This is a genomic window from Enterococcus columbae DSM 7374 = ATCC 51263 (assembly GCF_000406925.1).
GTDB classification, from domain to species: domain Bacteria; phylum Bacillota; class Bacilli; order Lactobacillales; family Enterococcaceae; genus Enterococcus_E; species Enterococcus_E columbae.
In genome coordinates this window covers 40,271-57,969 of record NZ_KE136352.1, presented here as the reverse complement: position 1 = coordinate 57,969, position 17,699 = coordinate 40,271, and the positions used below count along the sequence as shown (strand labels likewise).

The 17,699-nt window shown below is 36.8% G+C and carries 20 protein-coding genes and 1 tRNA gene; 14 read left to right on the top strand and 7 right to left on the bottom strand.

Features of this window, described 5'->3' with window-relative positions; genetic code table 11:
- Positions 1 to 53: 53 nt before the first annotated feature.
- The 4 genes from RK02_RS11550 to RK02_RS12480 form a co-directional block, all read right to left on the bottom strand.
- A complete protein-coding gene (locus RK02_RS11550; protein ID WP_016184413.1) occupies positions 54 to 728 on the bottom strand; it encodes a type 1 glutamine amidotransferase in 675 nt (224 codons plus the stop codon).
- On the bottom strand, positions 721 to 2,073 hold the full coding sequence (locus RK02_RS11545; RefSeq protein WP_016184412.1) for a Mur ligase family protein: 1,353 nt from the start codon (positions 2,071 to 2,073) through the stop codon (positions 721 to 723). The genes RK02_RS11550 and RK02_RS11545 overlap by 8 nt, the downstream gene beginning before the upstream one ends.
- 287 nt (positions 2,074 to 2,360) lie before the next feature.
- Positions 2,361 to 2,543, bottom strand: a complete 183-nt coding sequence (locus RK02_RS11540) for a hypothetical protein (RefSeq protein WP_016184411.1) — start codon at positions 2,541 to 2,543, stop codon at positions 2,361 to 2,363.
- Positions 2,544 to 2,663: 120 nt separating this feature from the next.
- Positions 2,664 to 2,798: a putative holin-like toxin gene (locus RK02_RS12480; protein ID WP_016184410.1), complete on the bottom strand. Its 135-nt coding sequence runs from the start codon at positions 2,796 to 2,798 to the stop codon at positions 2,664 to 2,666.
- Positions 2,799 to 3,113: 315 nt separating this feature from the next.
- Here RK02_RS12480 and lepB point away from each other — a divergent pair, with 315 nt between their 5' ends.
- From lepB to RK02_RS11500, 8 genes are all read left to right on the top strand, one after another.
- Positions 3,114 to 3,686: a signal peptidase I gene (lepB, locus tag RK02_RS11535; protein WP_016184409.1), complete on the top strand. Its 573-nt coding sequence runs from the start codon at positions 3,114 to 3,116 to the stop codon at positions 3,684 to 3,686.
- A gap of 202 nt (positions 3,687 to 3,888) precedes the next feature.
- On the top strand, positions 3,889 to 4,461 hold the full coding sequence (locus RK02_RS11530; protein ID WP_016184408.1) for a thymidine kinase: 573 nt from the start codon (positions 3,889 to 3,891) through the stop codon (positions 4,459 to 4,461).
- Positions 4,462 to 4,503: 42 nt separating this feature from the next.
- On the top strand, positions 4,504 to 5,577 hold the full coding sequence (gene prfA / locus RK02_RS11525) for a peptide chain release factor 1 (protein ID WP_016184407.1): 1,074 nt from the start codon (positions 4,504 to 4,506) through the stop codon (positions 5,575 to 5,577).
- Positions 5,570 to 6,403, top strand: a complete 834-nt coding sequence (gene prmC / locus RK02_RS11520) for a peptide chain release factor N(5)-glutamine methyltransferase (RefSeq protein ID WP_016184406.1) — start codon at positions 5,570 to 5,572, stop codon at positions 6,401 to 6,403. The genes prfA and prmC overlap by 8 nt, the downstream gene beginning before the upstream one ends.
- A gap of 96 nt (positions 6,404 to 6,499) precedes the next feature.
- A complete protein-coding gene (locus tag RK02_RS11515; protein WP_016184405.1) occupies positions 6,500 to 7,516 on the top strand; it encodes an L-threonylcarbamoyladenylate synthase in 1,017 nt (338 codons plus the stop codon).
- Between the two features lie 175 nt (positions 7,517 to 7,691).
- Positions 7,692 to 8,147, top strand: a complete 456-nt coding sequence (locus RK02_RS11510) for a MarR family winged helix-turn-helix transcriptional regulator (protein WP_016184404.1) — start codon at positions 7,692 to 7,694, stop codon at positions 8,145 to 8,147.
- Positions 8,148 to 8,274: 127 nt separating this feature from the next.
- Positions 8,275 to 9,006, top strand: a complete 732-nt coding sequence (locus RK02_RS11505; protein ID WP_016184403.1) for an ATP-binding cassette domain-containing protein — start codon at positions 8,275 to 8,277, stop codon at positions 9,004 to 9,006.
- Positions 8,999 to 10,489 carry an ABC transporter permease/substrate-binding protein gene (locus tag RK02_RS11500; RefSeq protein WP_016184402.1) on the top strand — a complete coding sequence of 497 codons (1,491 nt, stop codon included), beginning with the start codon at positions 8,999 to 9,001 and terminating at the stop codon, positions 10,487 to 10,489. The genes RK02_RS11505 and RK02_RS11500 overlap by 8 nt, the downstream gene beginning before the upstream one ends.
- Before the next feature lie 222 nt (positions 10,490 to 10,711).
- Here the strand turns inward: RK02_RS11500 and RK02_RS11495 are convergent, their stop codons facing one another.
- Positions 10,712 to 11,578 (bottom strand): hypothetical protein, encoded by an 867-nt coding sequence (locus tag RK02_RS11495; RefSeq protein WP_016184401.1) that lies wholly within the window; start codon positions 11,576 to 11,578, stop codon positions 10,712 to 10,714.
- Positions 11,579 to 11,854: 276 nt separating this feature from the next.
- Between RK02_RS11495 and glyA the strand changes: the two genes are divergently transcribed.
- The 3 genes from glyA to RK02_RS11480 all read left to right on the top strand — a co-directional run bounded on the left by glyA (position 11,855) and on the right by RK02_RS11480 (position 14,104).
- On the top strand, positions 11,855 to 13,096 hold the full coding sequence (gene glyA, locus RK02_RS11490) for a serine hydroxymethyltransferase (RefSeq protein WP_016184400.1): 1,242 nt from the start codon (positions 11,855 to 11,857) through the stop codon (positions 13,094 to 13,096).
- 179 nt (positions 13,097 to 13,275) lie between these two features.
- On the top strand, positions 13,276 to 13,905 hold the full coding sequence (gene upp, locus RK02_RS11485; protein WP_016184399.1) for a uracil phosphoribosyltransferase: 630 nt from the start codon (positions 13,276 to 13,278) through the stop codon (positions 13,903 to 13,905).
- Positions 13,906 to 14,031: 126 nt separating this feature from the next.
- Positions 14,032 to 14,104 (top strand) — tRNA-Thr (locus RK02_RS11480).
- 61 nt (positions 14,105 to 14,165) lie between these two features.
- Here RK02_RS11480 and RK02_RS11475 read toward each other — a convergent pair.
- Both RK02_RS11475 and RK02_RS11465 read right to left on the bottom strand, forming a co-directional pair.
- A complete protein-coding gene (locus tag RK02_RS11475) occupies positions 14,166 to 14,438 on the bottom strand; it encodes a lysozyme inhibitor LprI family protein (protein ID WP_245555722.1) in 273 nt (90 codons plus the stop codon).
- 358 nt (positions 14,439 to 14,796) lie between these two features.
- A complete protein-coding gene (locus RK02_RS11465; protein ID WP_016184397.1) occupies positions 14,797 to 15,279 on the bottom strand; it encodes a GNAT family N-acetyltransferase in 483 nt (160 codons plus the stop codon).
- Positions 15,280 to 15,490: 211 nt separating this feature from the next.
- Here RK02_RS11465 and ruvA point away from each other — a divergent pair, with 211 nt between their 5' ends.
- Genes ruvA through RK02_RS11450 form a run of 3 tightly spaced genes read left to right on the top strand, consistent with a single transcriptional unit; the run spans position 15,491 to position 17,698 of the window.
- Positions 15,491 to 16,099 carry a Holliday junction branch migration protein RuvA gene (ruvA, locus tag RK02_RS11460; RefSeq protein WP_016184396.1) on the top strand — a complete coding sequence of 203 codons (609 nt, stop codon included), beginning with the start codon at positions 15,491 to 15,493 and terminating at the stop codon, positions 16,097 to 16,099.
- 9 nt (positions 16,100 to 16,108) lie between these two features.
- Positions 16,109 to 17,116, top strand: a complete 1,008-nt coding sequence (gene ruvB / locus RK02_RS11455; protein WP_016184395.1) for a Holliday junction branch migration DNA helicase RuvB — start codon at positions 16,109 to 16,111, stop codon at positions 17,114 to 17,116.
- A 15-nt stretch (positions 17,117 to 17,131) separates the two neighbouring features.
- Complete coding sequence (locus RK02_RS11450) at positions 17,132 to 17,698, top strand: TetR/AcrR family transcriptional regulator (protein WP_016184394.1); 567 nt, start codon at positions 17,132 to 17,134, stop codon at positions 17,696 to 17,698.
- The last annotated feature ends 1 nt before the right edge of the window (position 17,699 follow it).

The window sequence follows — 17,699 nt, the reverse complement described above, 5'->3', positions numbered from 1 at the left end:
AAATAATCCTTACTACCAGCAGATAAGACTTGTTGGTAGTAAGGATTGTTTATTTATTCAAAGGTTTCATTTGGATATTTATTCTTTAAGGCGGTAAGGATTAAGCGCTTGGCTAAGATTTCATTTCTAGCTAGGATTGGCCCGTGGAAGTAACTGCCAAAGACGTTTCGATAGATGACGCCTTCTGTTTGATCCTGCCCATTATTCCCATTTCCTAATAGCACTTTTCCTAAAGGACGTTCGTTTTCACCTAAAAAGGTCATTCCATTATGATTTTCAAAGCCGTAATAGGTTTCGTCAAATTCTTCGTTATAAATCTTAGTATCACCGATGAAGCGATGATTATCTTGACTAAGCGTATAGTGGTCTAAAGCACTAATTCCTTTAATCTGTTCGCCATGTGCACCGATATAGTAATGGCCTAACAATTGATAGCCCCCACAAATAGCTAACATGACTCCATCATTTTCGATATATTTGATTAATTCGTGCTTTTTGCTAGGTAAATCTTCAGCGACAATCACTTGTTCAAAATCTTGACCCCCACCAAAGAAAATCAAATCAAATTTGTCCGCTTTAAATTCTTGATGAATACTAACAATTTCAGTAGTCAGCGTGATACCCATTTTTTTAGCGACATATTTTAACATTAATAGATTGCCATTATCGCCGTAAGTATTAAGCAGGTTTCCGTATAAATGACAAAGATGTAATTCATAATTAGCCACGATCCATGCCCCCTTTGATATAGCCTTTTTCAGCAAGTTTTTTGCGCAATTGTAAAACAGCTGTATAGGTTGCCAAGATATAGACATTTTCGGTTGGTAGGCTAGCAATCTTAGTAATTACTTCATCTAAGTCCTTGACCTCCGTTAGTTTTTCCTCTGCAATACCCGCTACCTTTAAGCGCAGCGCCATATCCTGATGTCTTTCGCCACCAGCAATCACTTGAGGAATCTCCATCGTTGCAAAGGCTTCATGATTTCCATCCCAAATCCAGCTGACATCAATACCATCTGCATAATTCGCATTCAAAAGACAGACAAGTGAAAAAGGCTCAGGAGTTAGCCCAATCATATCGATTACCTGATTGAGACCAACTGGATTTTTTACTAGAACAAGTGTGCAACGTTTATCTTTGATTTGGATGACTTCTTGGCGACCAAAGACCTTTTCATCATAGGCTAAACCGGCACGGATTTTTTCTGGACTCACCTGATAATACTCAGCTACAGCACTGGCGGCTAAGGCATTGTAGATATTATACATTCCACCGACTTCGATTTCATACTTTTGCCCATCAATGACAAATTGTGCCGAAGTATTCGTCACATTGGTTAGCTCAGTCAGCTGATAATCAAGTGCTGGCCGTTTAAAATCACAATTTGGACAATAGTACTTACCTAAATTCGCATAAGTAATCATCTTATAGTGTAGAATATGATGACAATGTGGACATAATACCCCATCTGTATTGTAATGCGCCATTTGCTCTTGATCTGCCTGATGATTGAATCCGTAATATTTTCGAGGATTGACCGTTTCAAGTGAATTGAAAATAGGTGAATCCCCATTGGCTAAAATTGTTGCTTGCGGAGCTTTAGCTGCCCCTTCGACAATCAGGCGATAGGTAGTATAGATTTCACCATAGCGGTCCATTTGATCACGAAAAATATTAGTAAAGACGAATAATTCAGGTTTGATATATTCAGTGACCTTGCTTAATGAAGCCTCATCGATTTCTAAAACTGCAAATTTCTTTTGTCCTTTTTTAGGCTTAGCTGAAAGAAAGGTTGAAACAATCCCTTGCACCATATTGGCACCAGTTGGATTGGTTAATACTTCATCAAATTCTTGGCGTAAAATATTGACAGTCAGCGCTGTTGTTAGGGTTTTACCATTTGTTCCCGTTACGACAACTACTTGATAATCCTTCGCTAGATAATCTAAAATATTCGGATCGATTTTTAACGCTAATTTTCCCGGTAAGCTTGATCCACCTTTTAAAAAGGTCTTTAAAAACCATTGTGAGCTTTTACCGACAAAGGTTGCGAAAAGACTCTTTATACGCATCTATTTCCCTCCAAACAAATATCTATCATGCATAGTTTATATCATACCATAATTGCTTTAGAATGGATAACGCAATTTGGGATATTTAGAATAGAATAGTTTAAATGAATTAGCTAGAGTCGTTAAGTATCCTTAAAAGCAGGTGCTTGCTAAAGATATTGAATGGGAGGTCATCTTGTACGGCATGATTGGTAGGGATTGTTGGGGATAAAACAGAAGCAAGCCGAATGCATAACGTAAATGTAACTAATTGATTGTTGAGCATTTGGCTGATTATGGATTTTTGATTAGCTATTGAGTTGTTCACGTCTTTCTTTGATGTAGCTTTCAAATAGTTGTAAATCTTCTTCAGTCGCATAATTTAAAATGAATAGCTTACCTGAACGCTTATACGCTTGTTGATTAGTCTTTTCTCTGTTCTTTTCTCTATACTTACGGTTGGCGATGGTTTGTTTATTTTCTGATTGCATCGCTTGCACCTCTTTTCTAAACATGATATATTGTAAATAGAAGAAGGTTAGCACCGTTTGAAGACGGTTAGCGATATAACTATATTGAATAGCCGTTAACTCGCCAAAGTTATTAGACGGCTATTTTTTATTGTCTTTATTATTGTTCACTAGCACGATTAACGTTGCAAAAGCAATCATTAAGCTTAGTGCCTCATAAACAGACATTTTGCAATATCCTTTCTTAGAAATGCGTTGCCAAGTTTTTACACTCATAGGCACCATCTCCAAAATAAGAGATTGCTAACCGCCTTAAACTTTACTAACCTTATGCGTATATTGTACTGTATACGGTAAATATGTGCAATAGTCTTTGAAAAGATTCTTTTCGCCTAGTTGGTGTGAGCCAACTAGGATTTTTTGTGCCCAAGAGATAAGTAAGGTGACTAGCATATTTTGAGTATTTTAGAAAACAGTTTTTTATCCGTTTACGAAGAGTTAATGAATTTTTAAAAAGAAGTAATTAAGATTGTCGAATGTTGCTTTTTTTGATACAGTTAAGGTAAATAAATAAGGAAGATGTGAGCAGATTTGAAAGACTTTTTACGCGAGTGGGGGACAGTAATCGTTGCCTTATTGCTTGTCGCTGTGATTCGTTTATTTGTTTTTGAACCAGTTATTGTTAATGGGCACTCGATGGATCCAACCTTAGCAGACGGTCAGCGCTTAATTATTACCAAAGTCTTTAATCCTGAACGTTTTGATATTATTACGGTTGCCGAGCCGGACGATCCAAGTACTACGGCGGTCAAGCGCCTGATTGGCTTGCCTGGTGATACAGTGAAATATCAGGATGATCAATTATATATCAATGGTAAAAAATACAGTGAAGAGTATTTAGCTAGCTTTAAGCAAAAATTAGCGGATAACCAATTGACGAAAGAATACGCTTATGATAAGTACTTTAGTCAACGTGCTGAGACAGCCACAACATTCACGAATAATTTTGAAACAACCGTCCCTAAAGGCAAGTATTTTGTTTTAGGGGATAATCGTTTGGTTTCCAAGGATAGTCGTATTTTTGGCTTTGTTTCTGAGGACCAAATCAAAGGAGAGGTTGTTTTACGATATTTCCCACTAGATAAAATGGGTGGGGTCCACTAAAATCAATGAAGGAATGGATGAACAAGCTTTGTTTGGCTCATTCATTTCTTTTTTTCTGAGCAATAGCTAAGGATTTGTGACAACTATTTTTTGTGGATGCTTTATTAGAAAATAAAGAGAACATTGGTTTTCAGAAAATATGACTATAAAAATCCTAAAATTTCAAGTATAATAGCAAGGGAATAATTTGAGGAGTGAAAGAATGGCCCAACTATTTTTTAAATATGGAGCAATGAATAGTGGTAAATCAATTGAGATTTTAAAAGTTGCCCACAATTATGAAGAACAAGATAAGCCGGTTGTTTTGATGACTAGTGGATTAGATACCCGTTCTGGTATAGGTAATGTTGCCAGTCGCATTGGTTTAGAAAGAAGTGCAATTCCGATTTTTGAAGAAACCGATGTTTTTGAGATTGTTCGCAATTTAGATTTCAAGCCTTACTGTGTGTTGGTGGATGAAGCCCAATTTTTAAAGAAACACCACGTCCTAGCTTTTACCAAAATTGTGGATGAATTAGGTATTCCAGTAATGGCGTTTGGCTTAAAAAATGATTTCCGCAATGAGTTATTTGAAGGCTCGCAGTATTTATTGATTTATGCCGATAAGATTGAAGAAATGAAGACCATTTGTTGGTTCTGTCATAAAAAAGCGACGATGAATCTCCATTATGTTGATGGCAAACCAGTCTATGAGGGTGATCAAGTCCAAATTGGTGGTAATGAAGCCTATTATCCAGTTTGTCGCCATCACTATTTTCATCCTGAAATGAAATAAGGCTAAATTGATTCATCAAATATCAAAGAAAGGAAGTAAGCAATGTACGATCAGTTACAAGCAATTGAAGACCGTTACGAAGAATTAGGAGAACTACTAAGTGACCCTGAAGTAATTGCCGATACGAAGCGCTTCATGGCCTTATCAAAGGAAGAAGCCAATACAAGAGAAACCGTTGAAACCTACCGCCGCTATAAAGAAGTCGTTCAAGGAATTAAAGATGCTGAAGAAATGCTCGCTGAAAATCTAGATCCTGAAATGACGGAGTTGGCTAAAGAAGAGTTATCTGACTTGAAAAAGGAAAAAGAAGTCCTAGAAGGCCAAATTAAAATTTTATTATTACCAAAAGATCCAAATGATGATAAAAACATTATCATGGAAATTCGTGGAGCTGCTGGTGGGGATGAAGCTGCCTTGTTTGCCGGTGATTTATTCAATATGTATCAACGCTATGCCGAATCACAAGGCTGGAAGGTTGAAGTAATGGACGCTAACATTACTGGAATTGGTGGCTACAAAGAAGTCATCATGATGATTACTGGAGATAATGTCTTTTCTAAATTAAAATATGAATCTGGTGCGCATCGTGTGCAACGTGTCCCATCAACTGAATCACAAGGTCGGATTCATACCTCAACAGCGACAGTGGTCGTTATGCCAGAAGCTGAAGAAGTCGAAGTAGAAATTGATGAAAAAGATATTCGTACCGATATCTACCATGCCTCAGGTGCTGGTGGTCAGCACGTCAACAAGACTGCTTCTGCCGTTCGTTTGACGCACTTACCGACTGGAATTGTGGTTGCTATGCAAGATGAGCGTTCACAGTTGAAAAACCGCGAAAAAGCGATGAAGGTCTTACGCGCAAGAGTGTACGATCAAATTCAACAAGAAGCTCGTAGCGAATATGATGCCAACCGTAAATCAGCAGTTGGTACTGGAGATCGTTCAGAACGGATTCGTACGTATAACTTCCCACAAAATCGTGTAACAGACCATCGAATTGGTTTAACCATCCAAAAATTAGACCAAATTTTATCTGGAAAATTAGATGAAGTGATCGATGCTTTAATCGTTTATGATCAAACTTCAAAACTAGAAGAGTTACAAAATGGCTAAAACTTATCGAGAAGTCCTACAGTGGGCTTCTTCTTTTTTAGAAGAAAAACAGGTAGAAGGTAAAGCGATTGAATACGTCTTTTTAGCACGGATGGGCTGGAATAAGACGCAATGGCTCTTACATATGAATGAGCCGATTTCAAACCAAGCTTATGAGCAAATTCAAGCTGATCTTGCCAAATTAGCAACGCATTATCCTCCACAATATTTATTGGGATTTGCCGAATTTTATGGTTATCAGTTCAAAGTGACGGAAGATACCTTAATTCCTCGCCCAGAAACCGAGGAACTGGTCGAAAAATGTTTACAGCTTATCCCCAATGACCGAGCAATAAAGCTAGTTGATATTGGGACAGGAACCGGAGCAATTGCCCTGACGTTAAAAAAAGAACGACCTAATTGGCAAATCAGTGCGGTTGATCTATCTTTAAAAGCCTTAGCTGTTGCCAAGGAGAATGCTGAAAAGCTCCAAACCACGATTCAGTTTTATCATAGTGATTGTCTAAGTGAAGTGGGGGAACAGTTTGAGGTGATTGTCTCTAATCCACCTTATATTAGTGTCGATGAATGGCAATTCATGGATCAAAGTGTCCGTGAATTTGAACCCAAAATGGCTTTATTTGCTGAAAAACAAGGCTTGGCTATTTATGAAAAAATCGCTGAGCAAGCTAAAGAAAAATTAACTACTAATGGAAAAATCTTTTTAGAGATTGGGTTTCAACAAGGTCAAGCAGTACAAAAAATCTTCCAAGAAGCTTTTCCTACCAAACAAGTAGGCATTTATCAAGACTTATCTGGACAAGATCGCATGATTATCGTGCAATAATGGGGAAAAAGTGGAAAACTTATCCACAAATTGTGGAAAAAAACAAAAAAATGTGTATAAATCAAAATAAAATGAATTAAAGGATGTGGATAACCTGTGGAAACAATAATATTTGACCAACAATTAGAGCAAGCAGTTGAAGCTTTAAAACAAGGAGAAGTGGTGTCTTTTCCGACTGAAACTGTTTATGGCTTAGGGGCAAATGCATTAGATGAAAGTGCAGTCAAGAAAGTATTTGCAGTTAAAGGACGACCAAGTGATAATCCACTAATCGTCCATGTTTATGATTTTGATCAGGTGAAGCCTTTTATTCAAACCAAACATCCACTAGCTGAAAAAATTGTTGAGCAATTTTGGCCAGGGCCACTCACTTTAATTTTTGAAATTAAACCAGAAAGTTTGCCTAAAGTCGTTACAGGCGGCTTATCAACGGCGGCTTTTCGGATGCCTAATCATCCCGTTACTTTAGAGTTATTACGGCAAGCCCAACTACCTTTAGTCGGTCCAAGTGCCAATACTTCAGGCAAGCCTAGTCCGACAAGTAGTGCGCATGTCTATCATGATTTAAAAGGGAAAATTAAAGGCATTGTAGAAGGTGGCCAAAGCCAAATAGGTGTGGAATCCACCGTCTTAGATTTAAGTAATCCTAATTTACCGCCAATGATTTTACGTCCTGGTGCAATTACCAAAGAAATGTTAGAAGCAACTTTAGGGCTAGAAGTGTTAATTGATCAACATCTAGTAAAAGAAAGCGAAACGCCGAAAGCTCCGGGAATGAAATATAAGCACTATTCACCGGATACCCCAGTGATGATGGTTGCTCCTAAAGATTTACTTCATGCAGTAAGACACTTTGGTAAAGAAAATTACCGTCTTGGCGTGATGGCGACCCCAAGTCAAATCGCTTTAATCAAAGATCAAGTGCAAACTTGTTTTGCTTATGAGGATGAAAAAGTTCAATCCGCAGCTAAGGGCTTGTTTTCAGGCTTACGTCAATTAGATGAACAAAGTCCTAAGTTAGATTTAATTTTAGTAGTCACTTTTGAAAATAAAGGGTTAGGAATGGCCTATATGAATCGTCTAAAAAAAGCCGCTGCCCAAAAAATATATTAAGCGTAAATGGATTGATTTATCATTTTATATCATTTTTCCTGACGTAATTGAATGAATAGCTATAAAAAGCGTTCATTTAATTACGTTTTTTTGTATGCAGCATAATAGTTGAAAAAAAGTTTTATATAGTACTAAAATGGTTTTATATAAAACAATTTTGCGAGGTGGAAGAGAATTGAAATCAAAGTATGGGGGTCATTTAAACCATTTGATTAAGCTGTACAATGGTAGATTATTCAATCGCTTATTATCTGAGCGAAAAGATATCATATACAATGCCGAACAAGGAAAAATTTTATCGTGTTTAAGGGATGTTCAACCTTTATCAGCGGTCGAATTAACTAAAGTAACCGGTTTGTCCAAAACAACTTTAAGTGCGATGTTGAAACGCCTGGAAGCACAAGGCTTAATCAGTAGTCATCAAGATGTAATTGATTCACGAAAAAAACAATATACACTTACTCAACTAGGTGTTAATCAATGCAATCTTGGTGAAGAAGTTAGTCAGATATTGGCGAATATTTTTTATCAAGGATTTAATGACCATGAAATTCAAGAATTTGAGCATTATCTTGAACGAATAAAAGATAATTTACAAGCTGCATTAGAAAATAAGTCGATTCATCAATAAAAAATAGTCAATGAATAAATAAAATAAAGCGAGTGAAAGTGTAAATATTTTATTTACATAGGATTAACTCGTATACTGTAAGCTATATCGATAATTAGCAAATTAAAGTAGATAAAGGAGCATAATAATGATTGAATTTCAGCAGGTGAATAAATTATATGAATCAAGAATGATCCTTCAAGATATATCGTTAAAAATAAATACAGGTGAATTCATTTGTTTGGTAGGACCTAGTGGCAGTGGCAAAACAACCTTACTAAAAATGGTCAATCGGTTAATCACACCAGATCAAGGCTTGATTTTACTAGATGGTCAAGATATAACAATGCAAGCTATCCGCACGTTGCGTTTACAAATGGGTTATGTGATTCAACAAATTGCTTTATTTCCGCATATGACAGTTTATGAAAATATCATGCTTATTCCTGAATTAAAAAAAATCCCTAAAGAAAATTGGCCACAACTAGCTGATGAATGGCTTAAAAAAGTGGGTCTTAATCCTAAGGAAGTTCTCCATCGCTACCCTAAAGAATTATCTGGCGGGCAACAGCAACGAATTGGCATTGTTCGGGCGTTAATCACCCAACCAAAAATCTTATTAATGGATGAGCCTTTTAGTGCATTAGATCCTTTGAGCCGTCAACAATTACAAGAGTTGCTTAAACAATTACAAAAAGAACTCAATTTAACGATTTTGTTTGTAACTCATGATATGGATGAAGCCTTAAAGTTAGCAGATCGAATCGCTGTCTTGCAACAAGGTCGCATTGTGCAATTTGCTAGTCCACAAGTGATTCAAAGTAATCCTCAAACTGAGTTTATTTCACAATTTTTGAAAGGAAGTGAGGCACATGCCTAATATTTTTCAGGCAATTTTTCAGCATCTTCAACTTTCGCTGAGTGCTTTGCTTATCGCAAGCATTTTAGCAATAGGCTTAGCTTTACTTTTACAACCTTTCAAAAAAATCGTGAATGTAATTTTACAAATTACCGGAATTATGCAGACCATTCCTTCTTTAGCTTTACTTGGCTTATTTATTCCGTTTATGGGAATCGGCTTCACTCCGGCATTAGTTGCCTTAATTATTTACGGTTTATTTCCCATTTTACAAAATACTTTAGTTGGTTTAGCTAGTGTTGATCCCGCCTTAGAAGAAGCGGCACAAGCTTTTGGGATGAATCGCTGGGAACGACTAAAAAAACTATCATTACCCCTAGCTTTACCGATGATTTTATCAGGCGTGCGTACTTCGGCAATCATGATTATTGGAACAGCTACACTTGCGGCTTTAATAGGAGCCGGTGGTTTAGGAACGTATATTTTATTAGGGATTGATCGACAAGATAATCAACTTATCTTTATTGGGGCGATAGCTTCGGCTGGTTTAGCAATTTTATTTAGTTTTTTACTTCAGTGGTTACAACGTTTAAAACTAAAGCAAATTCTAATCGTTTTTACAAGTATCATTGTCATTACCGGCCTGACTTTTGTCCCTTTTACAAGTAACGCTAAGAAAGAGCCAACGATTGTGATTGCGGGAAAATTAGGAGCAGAACCCAATATTTTAATCCATATGTATAAACTCTTAATTGAAGAGCAATCAGATATTCATGTTGAATTAAAAGAAAATTTAGGGAAAACAAGTTTTTTATATCAAGCGTTGAAAAAAGGCTCGATTGATCTTTATCCGGAATTTACCGGTACGATTACTAGTACTTTATTAAAACAAGTGCCCTCAGCCTCAACGGATCCCAAAGTTGTTTTTAATCAAGCGAAAAAAGGGATTTACCAACAAGATCATTTGATTTATTTAGAACCAATGGCTTATCAAAATACCTATGCCTTGGCAGTACCTAAAGCTTATGCTGAAAAGTATCATTTGCAAAAGATTAGTGACTTGCAAAAAGTCGCCAATCAAGCAGTGGCAGGTTTTACTTTGGAATTTAATCAGCGCAAAGATGGAAATCTTGGTCTTAAGGAAAAATATCAGTTATCCTTACAAGTCAAAACGATGGAACCAGCTTTACGTTATCAAGCCTTAAATCAAGGAAGTATCCAGATTGCCGATGTTTATTCAACTGACAGTGGTATCAAACGCTATGATTTAGTGGTATTAAAAGATGATCGTCAGCTATTTCCACCTTATCAAGGAGCACCATTGATTCGTGAAGCGACGCTGAAAAAATATCCGGAATTAAAAGCCATTTTGAATCAACTAGCTGGCAAGATTACCGAAGAAGAAATGCAGCAGATGAATTATCAAGTAGATGTGTTGAAAAAATCACCAGCAACTGTGGCCAAAGCCTTTTTGGTTCAGCAAAAATTATTAAAAAAATATTAGGGAATTTAATAAAACCTGTGTTGTTGAAAGTTAATATGAGAGAACGAATATATATCAATCGCTAATAAAATTTGGTTGATATATATTCGTTTCAATTAGAGCTATTTCATTTTAGTGTAGTATCTAAATTTGAATAAATTAATAATACTACGTCAGATTTGGATCTTAAATCTATAAATTCCATCCTATTTTTTCAAGTATATTTATTATGACGTAATATAGCTAATTACATCCGTAAAATGCGATACCTTCATCTTTCCACCCTTGTGTTATTAAGTAATCGCGTTCAGAAGATGATGTTGTGAAATGATGTGAGCCAACATTTTTGGCATAAGGATTATATAATCTATATATTGGTTGTGCATCTTGATGTTCTTTATTTAGTGAATAAAATGCAACACCTTCTTGTTTCCATCCTATTTTTCCTAAGTGAGAATATTCATCTTTACTTATTGTGTAGAAATGCTCTCCAGAATAAGGGTTATATAATCTGTACACGCTATTTCCTTCGATAGGTGGATACCAACCAATATTTTCATCATTCCATCCTACTGAAATCAGATGATCTTTTTCAGAAGAATCTAATGTATAAAAATGTTCTCCTGTATATTTATTATATAATCGAAACAGAAAAGTTCTCATTACAGATGAATTTGGTGTATCCTCAGTGTTATCAGGAAGAGTATAAGAGGGATTTGTACTTGGGACCACGTAATATACATTGATTATCTGATTAGTATAGATAACTCCTTTAAATAGTTTTTCAATGTCATTAGGGCCACCATGTAGAGATTCTATTTGTTTATTGTTATCTTCATCAAATACTCCTTTGCTAATTGATTCAATAGGTGTTTCTATATTTTCAAAAATACTAAGGGCTGTTGGATAAGCAAATTCGGTTAAATCATAATATTGACCTCGATCAAAAGAAAATTGTTTATGTTCTCTTACCTGAATGTTTCCTTCTCCATAGTATTGAATAGTAATAGTTGGTCTGTCAGTACTTTGTGCGTGAACATTCGTTGAAAAAATAAAAGGAATAAAAATGGTAAATATAAAAATACAAAGTTTTTTTGTTAAATTCTTCATTAAATTCACTCCAAGAATAATAGATTTGAATAGGATAGAATAAAAAGATCCATCTATAGATATCGGCGTTTATAAAATAATATATATACCAAAATGTGAAAAAATTATATATTTAACGTTATAGTTATTGTATGCTGTGGAAATATTTTCGAAAGTCATTTATATTGATATAGTGTGGCTGATTTTAGTTTTTTCCATACAATAAACTAAATCTAATGATTTTCATTCGGAAATATGCTAAAATACAAACAACTGAAAAATAAGGGGTGTTCATTCTTGGATTTTAAAGCATTTGATAAAGAATTATGGGAAGCAATTGATCAAGAAGCAACGAGACAACAAAACAATTTAGAGTTAATCGCTTCTGAAAACATCGTCTCAAAAGCGGTAATGGCTGCCCAAGGAAGTATTTTAACAAATAAATATGCTGAAGGTTACCCTGCAAAACGTTATTATGGTGGCTGTGAGTTCGTGGATGTCGTAGAGAGTTTAGCGATTGAACGTGCCAAAGAATTATTTGGCGCTAAATTTGTCAATGTTCAACCACATTCTGGTTCACAAGCCAATACGGCAGCTTATCTAGCTTTAATCGAACCAGGAGATACTGTTTTAGGGATGGACTTATCGGCAGGGGGCCATTTAACTCATGGTTCTCCAGTTAACTTTAGTGGGAAAACTTACAATTTTGTAGCTTATGGCGTAGATCCAACCACAGAAGTGATCGATTATGAAGTGATTCGTATTTTAGCGCGTAAACATCAACCTAAATTAATCGTAGCAGGTGCTTCGGCTTATTCTAGAACGCTTGATTTTGGTAAATTTAGAGAAATCGCCGATGAAGTAGGCGCTAAATTGATGGTAGATATGGCACATATTGCTGGGTTAGTAGCGGCTGGCTTACATCCAAATCCAGTGCCATTTGCTGACATTACAACCACGACTACACACAAAACTTTACGTGGCCCACGTGGCGGTATGATTTTGACAAATGATGAAGAATTAGCGAAAAAGATTAATTCGGCTATCTTCCCAGGAATCCAAGGTGGTCCATTAGAACACGTGATTGCCGGTAAAGCAGTGGCCTTTAAAGAAGCTTTAGATCCAAGCTTTAAAACCTATGCCATGCAAGTATTAAACAATGCTAAGGCGATGGTGGAAATCTTTAATCGTGAGCCTAAAGCTCGTTTGGTTTCAGGGGATACGGATAACCATTTGCTATTGGTTGATGTCACTGGTTTTGAATTAAACGGTAAGGAAGCTGAAAAATTATTAGATAGTGTCAATATTACTGTAAATAAAAATTCCATTCCGTTTGAAACGTTAAGTCCGTTCAAAACAAGTGGTATTCGCATCGGTACCCCAGCAATTACTAGCCGTGGCTTTAAAGAAGAAGACGCAGCTAAAGTGGCAGAATTAATTATTCAAGTATTATCGAATAAAGATGATGAAGCTGTCTTGGAAGCTGTTCGTCAAGAAGTGAAAAAACTAACTGAAAAATATCCGTTATATGCTGAATAATATCAAAAGGTAGGTTAATCCCTGCCTTTTTATATGAGATGAGATATTTAACAGATAGAAAATGCTTCGAGTGCAAGCGAATTTCATCAAGTAAAATTCTTTTACTAAACTTAGTTGCAACGAGCATTACTTTGCATTACAATAAAATAGAAAAAATTTGACCAGATGAGGTGGAGAAAATGGGTAAGTTTAAAGTAATTGATCATCCGTTAATTCAACACAAATTAACCATGATCCGTGATAAAAATTGTGGAACAAAAGTCTTCCGCGAAGTCGTTAACGAAATTGCTATGTTGATGGCTTATGAAGTATCTCGTGATATGCCATTAGAGGAAACGGTAATTGAAACACCGATTTGCAAAACTACACAAAAAACACTATCTGGTAAGAAAGTAGCGATTGTGCCAATCTTACGTGCCGGTATCGGAATGGTGGATGGTATTTTAGAATTAATTCCAGCAGCGAAAGTGGGACATGTGGGCTTATATCGTGACGAAGAAACTCTAGAACCACATGAATATTTTATGAAGCTACCTGAAGATATTGATAGCCGTCAATTGTTTGTAGTTGATCCAATGTTAGCGACAGGTGGTTCAGCAATTATGGCAATTGATTCATTGAAAAAACGTGGGGCTTCAAACATTCGCTTTGTATGCTTGGTAGCTGCCCCAGAAGGTGTTAAGGCATTACAAGAAGCACACCCAGATATTGATATTTACACAGCTTCACTAGATGAAAAATTAAACGAAAACGGCTATATTGTTCCAGGTTTAGGAGATGCCGGCGATCGTTTATTCGGAACGAAGTAATTCAAATAAGGGACTTCAAGGGATTAAATGATTCTTTGGAGTCTTTTTTAGTCTCTTAAATAACGTTTGTTTAGTTAAATGCCTTTACAAATTGATTATTTTTCTATATAATAGCAATTGTCTTAAGCCAGCTTAGCTCAGTTGGTAGAGCAACGCACTCGTAACGCGTAGGTCACAGGTTCGAGCCCTGCAGCTGGCATCATGATTAAAAAGTGCAGTAGACGATAGAGAATCTTTCTATCGTTTGCTGCACTTTTGTTTTACATATATTGCTGAATCAAGGCATAGCATCGCTCTTTTGTACTGCTAATTCGACTGTTCATCGCTTCTAATCGATTAAGGGAGCCATTATTTTGTTGATTGTAAATAGCGTTTGCCTTGTTTTCTTTTTCGTTAATCCAGTTGATTTCCTCTTGCTTTAATTGTTGCGCTTTATCTGTGGGGAGTAGCTGCATGAGACTAGTATAAATTTGATTTAATAATTGGTCCCATTGTTGATACTCTGCATCAGCTGCTTGTAGTAAGTCCATCATGCTATCACTACTATATCGTTGTTGATGAGTGGTATCTAGTTGTTACGCCAACTGATTGGCTTGATTCAGATATTGTTGCTTTAATTGGGCTAATTGTTCTGCATGATTTGGTTGAGTCGTTGCTTGCTGCGTGCTAGCTTGCGTTTGACTGGTTGTTACTTGGGTAGTTGCGTACTGGTACTTGCTTGGCTATTAGTCTTAGTTGATGTATCGCTTTTTGTTTTCTTTTTGCTAGTTTGTGTGGTTTGCGAGCTTGAGCTTGAGGTCGTTGTTTTTGGACTGCAGCCACTAAGGAATAGACCAGCAGTCAAGCCTAGCACTAGCACTACGCTTAATTTTTTTATGTTAATCAGCCCTTCTAGCATTGTTTTTCATAGATAAAGTCATTCATTACATAGCCTTCACCAATATCAACATAGCGTTCATCGACACGTTTAAAGCCACGATGTTCATAGACAGCAATCGCTTGATTATTCCCTTGATTGACATTTAAATGGAGCTTGCGGCCCTTAGCTAATTGTTCATACCAGTCAAAAACTTGACTAGATAAACCTTGACCTCGGGTAGATTGGTGTAGATACAGCTTACTTAAATAAATGTATTCTGGAGTATCCTCATAAGCAGTATAGCCGATGGGTTTATTTTGATAATAAATGAGTAAGTATTTGGCACCATTTGCTTGCTCTTGTTGAATATTGGCTTGTGATTGATAGTTATTTAGCATATAGGTGACTTGCTTTTCACCAATAATGGGGGTGAATACTTCTGTCCAAATTTCTTGAACAAGTGGCATTAAGAGGGCCAAGTCCTGCGAAGTTGTTACTGTTTTTAGTTCAAGCATTGTGTCACATCCTTCAATTTTTTTTATGTGTTTCTATTATAACACGATTTATCTGACTGCGTGTAGGCTTACTTATTGATAAAAAGGGCCAATACTTTTTTTCGCTGAGTAGTTATGCTAGAATGAAGGGGAACATATGTCCGATTTTTTGATATGCTTTGCAGTGAGGCAAAGAAGTATCAATGATTAAGACAGCTTGAAAGGATTTTTTATGTACGAGTATTTAATTGGAAAAATTACCGCGATTTATCCGGCCTATGTAGTATTAGAAGTAAATGGGATTGGTTATCAAATTGTTACCATGAATCCTTATCGTTATCATGTGGATGAGCAATTGGTCAAGATCTATGTGCAGCAGGTGATTCGAGAAGATAGTCATCAGTTGTTTGGCTTTCAGCAATTAACTGAAAAAAATCTATTTTTACAATTGATTAAGGTTTCGGGAATTGGGCCCAAGAGTGCTTTAGCGATTATGGCTGGGGAAGATCATCAAGGCTTGATTCAAGCAGTCGAGGCAAGTGATGTGACCTATCTAACGAAATTCCCTGGAGTGGGCAAAAAGACTGCGCAACAAATGATTTTAGATTTGAAAGGCAAGTTAGATGCGTTGAATCCAGAGATTACCTTATTTACTACTGAGGTTGTTGAAGGGACTACGATTGATGAAAATCAAGCGCTAGTCGATGCCTTAGCTGCTTTACAGGCATTGGGCTATGCGAATAAGGAAATTCAAAAGGTGGACAAAGCTTTACGTGAGCTGCCGACTACCACTACCGATGATTACTTACGCCAAGCTTTAAAATTACTGATGAAAAAATAAGGAGAAACGATGGAAGAACGAATGATTTCGCCGGAACAACTGGCTGAAGAACATTTTTTAGAAAAGTCTTTACGTCCCCAATATTTAGCGCAATATATTGGGCAAGAAAAAGTGAAGTCACAGCTAAAAATTTATATAGAAGCAGCTAAGCAACGCCAAGAAGCACTAGATCATTGTCTGTTATACGGTCCACCTGGCTTAGGAAAGACCACAATGGCGATGGTCATAGCCAATGAGATGCAGGTGAATATTAAGACTACGAGTGGACCAACGATTGAAAAACCGGGTGATCTAGTGGCTGTCTTAAATGAATTAGCGCCTGGCGATGTCTTGTTTATTGATGAAATTCATCGCTTACCGCGAGTTGCTGAAGAATTGCTGTATTCGGCAATGGAGGATTTTTATATCGATATTATGGTCGGTCAAGGCACGACGGCGCATCCCGTGCATTTTCCTTTGCCACCATTCACTTTAATTGGTGCAACCACACGCGCAGGGATGCTGTCTGCTCCATTGCGTGATCGTTTTGGTATTATTTCACATATGGAATATTATCAAACGGAAGAATTAAAGGAGATTGTGATTCGCTCAGCCGATATTTTTCAAGCGGATATTACGACAGAAGGTGCCTTAGAGATTGCTAGACGTTCAAGGGGTACCCCTCGGATTGCCAATCGTCTGTTAAAACGGGTGCGTGATTTTGCACAGGTGCAAGCAGAAGGTAAAATTGATCAGCCGATTGCTGATCAAGCGCTAACGCTTTTACAAGTCGATCAGGCGGGCCTTGATTATATCGACCAAAAATTATTGAGAACCCTAATAGAGGTTTATCATGGTGGCCCAGTTGGTCTAAACACATTAGCTGTCAATATCGGCGAGGAGCCTGAAACGGTCGAAGATATGTATGAGCCTTATTTAATTCAGTGTGGGTTGATGAAACGGACAGCTAGAGGGCGAATGGCTACCCATTTTGCTTATGAGCATTTCGGTTATCCCAAAATAAAAAAAGAACTATAAGCTGAGGTGAAGCTGGTGAGTGAGGCAGAAAATACCAAGACGAAATTAGCGCAGGCTTTAAAACGTGCTTGTCAAAAAAAGCCCTTTGCCCAAATTAAAATACAAACTTTAACAGAAATGGCAGGGATTAATCGGCAAACCTTCTATTATCATTTTAAAAATAGTGAAGAGCTGTTTAATTGGATTTATCTCAATGAGGCCTTAGTGCATCTGCGCATAGAATCCTTGTCTTTAGATAATTGGGAAGAACAAGCGTTAAAAATGCTGAAGGTGATTCAAAAAGATGGCCTTTTTTATCAAAATGTTTTGCGAACGGATCATCAACTATTTTCAAAAGGTTTTATTCAAACGGTGCAGCCGGCCTTTGTTCGTTTGTTTGAGCAGATGGATCGCAACCGCGAGCTTTCGTCAGAGGATATGCAGTTTTATAGTTTGTTTTTTTCCTATGGCTGTACAGGTATGCTAGAAACGTGGGTACGTGAAGGTTTTCCTCAAAGTGCCTTTGAAATGGCTGTTCAGCTATACCGCCTAGCCACGGATATTGAATTTTTTTCTTATAATCGTTATCGTGAAAAAGAATAGG

Bases quoted from the DNA above. Each gene is read 5' to 3' on its own strand.
- ruvB (WP_016184395.1), top strand. From the start codon at position 16,109: ATGGAAGAACGAATGATTTCGCCGGAACAACTGGCTGAAGAACATTTT.
- prfA (WP_016184407.1), top strand. From the start codon at position 4,504: ATGTACGATCAGTTACAAGCAATTGAAGACCGTTACGAAGAATTAGGA.
- RK02_RS11475 (WP_245555722.1), bottom strand. From the start codon at position 14,438: ATGATGGACTTACTACAAGCAGCTGATGCAGAGTATCAACAATGGGAC.
- RK02_RS11540 (WP_016184411.1), bottom strand. From the start codon at position 2,543: ATGCAATCAGAAAATAAACAAACCATCGCCAACCGTAAGTATAGAGAA.
- RK02_RS11530 (WP_016184408.1), top strand. From the start codon at position 3,889: ATGGCCCAACTATTTTTTAAATATGGAGCAATGAATAGTGGTAAATCA.
- RK02_RS12480 (WP_016184410.1), bottom strand. From the start codon at position 2,798: ATGAGTGTAAAAACTTGGCAACGCATTTCTAAGAAAGGATATTGCAAA.
- RK02_RS11500 (WP_016184402.1), top strand. From the start codon at position 8,999: ATGCCTAATATTTTTCAGGCAATTTTTCAGCATCTTCAACTTTCGCTG.
- upp (WP_016184399.1), top strand. From the start codon at position 13,276: ATGGGTAAGTTTAAAGTAATTGATCATCCGTTAATTCAACACAAATTA.
- RK02_RS11465 (WP_016184397.1), bottom strand. From the start codon at position 15,279: ATGCTTGAACTAAAAACAGTAACAACTTCGCAGGACTTGGCCCTCTTA.
- RK02_RS11495 (WP_016184401.1), bottom strand. From the start codon at position 11,578: ATGAAGAATTTAACAAAAAAACTTTGTATTTTTATATTTACCATTTTT.
- prmC (WP_016184406.1), top strand. From the start codon at position 5,570: ATGGCTAAAACTTATCGAGAAGTCCTACAGTGGGCTTCTTCTTTTTTA.
- ruvA (WP_016184396.1), top strand. From the start codon at position 15,491: ATGTACGAGTATTTAATTGGAAAAATTACCGCGATTTATCCGGCCTAT.
- RK02_RS11545 (WP_016184412.1), bottom strand. From the start codon at position 2,073: ATGCGTATAAAGAGTCTTTTCGCAACCTTTGTCGGTAAAAGCTCACAA.
- RK02_RS11505 (WP_016184403.1), top strand. From the start codon at position 8,275: ATGATTGAATTTCAGCAGGTGAATAAATTATATGAATCAAGAATGATC.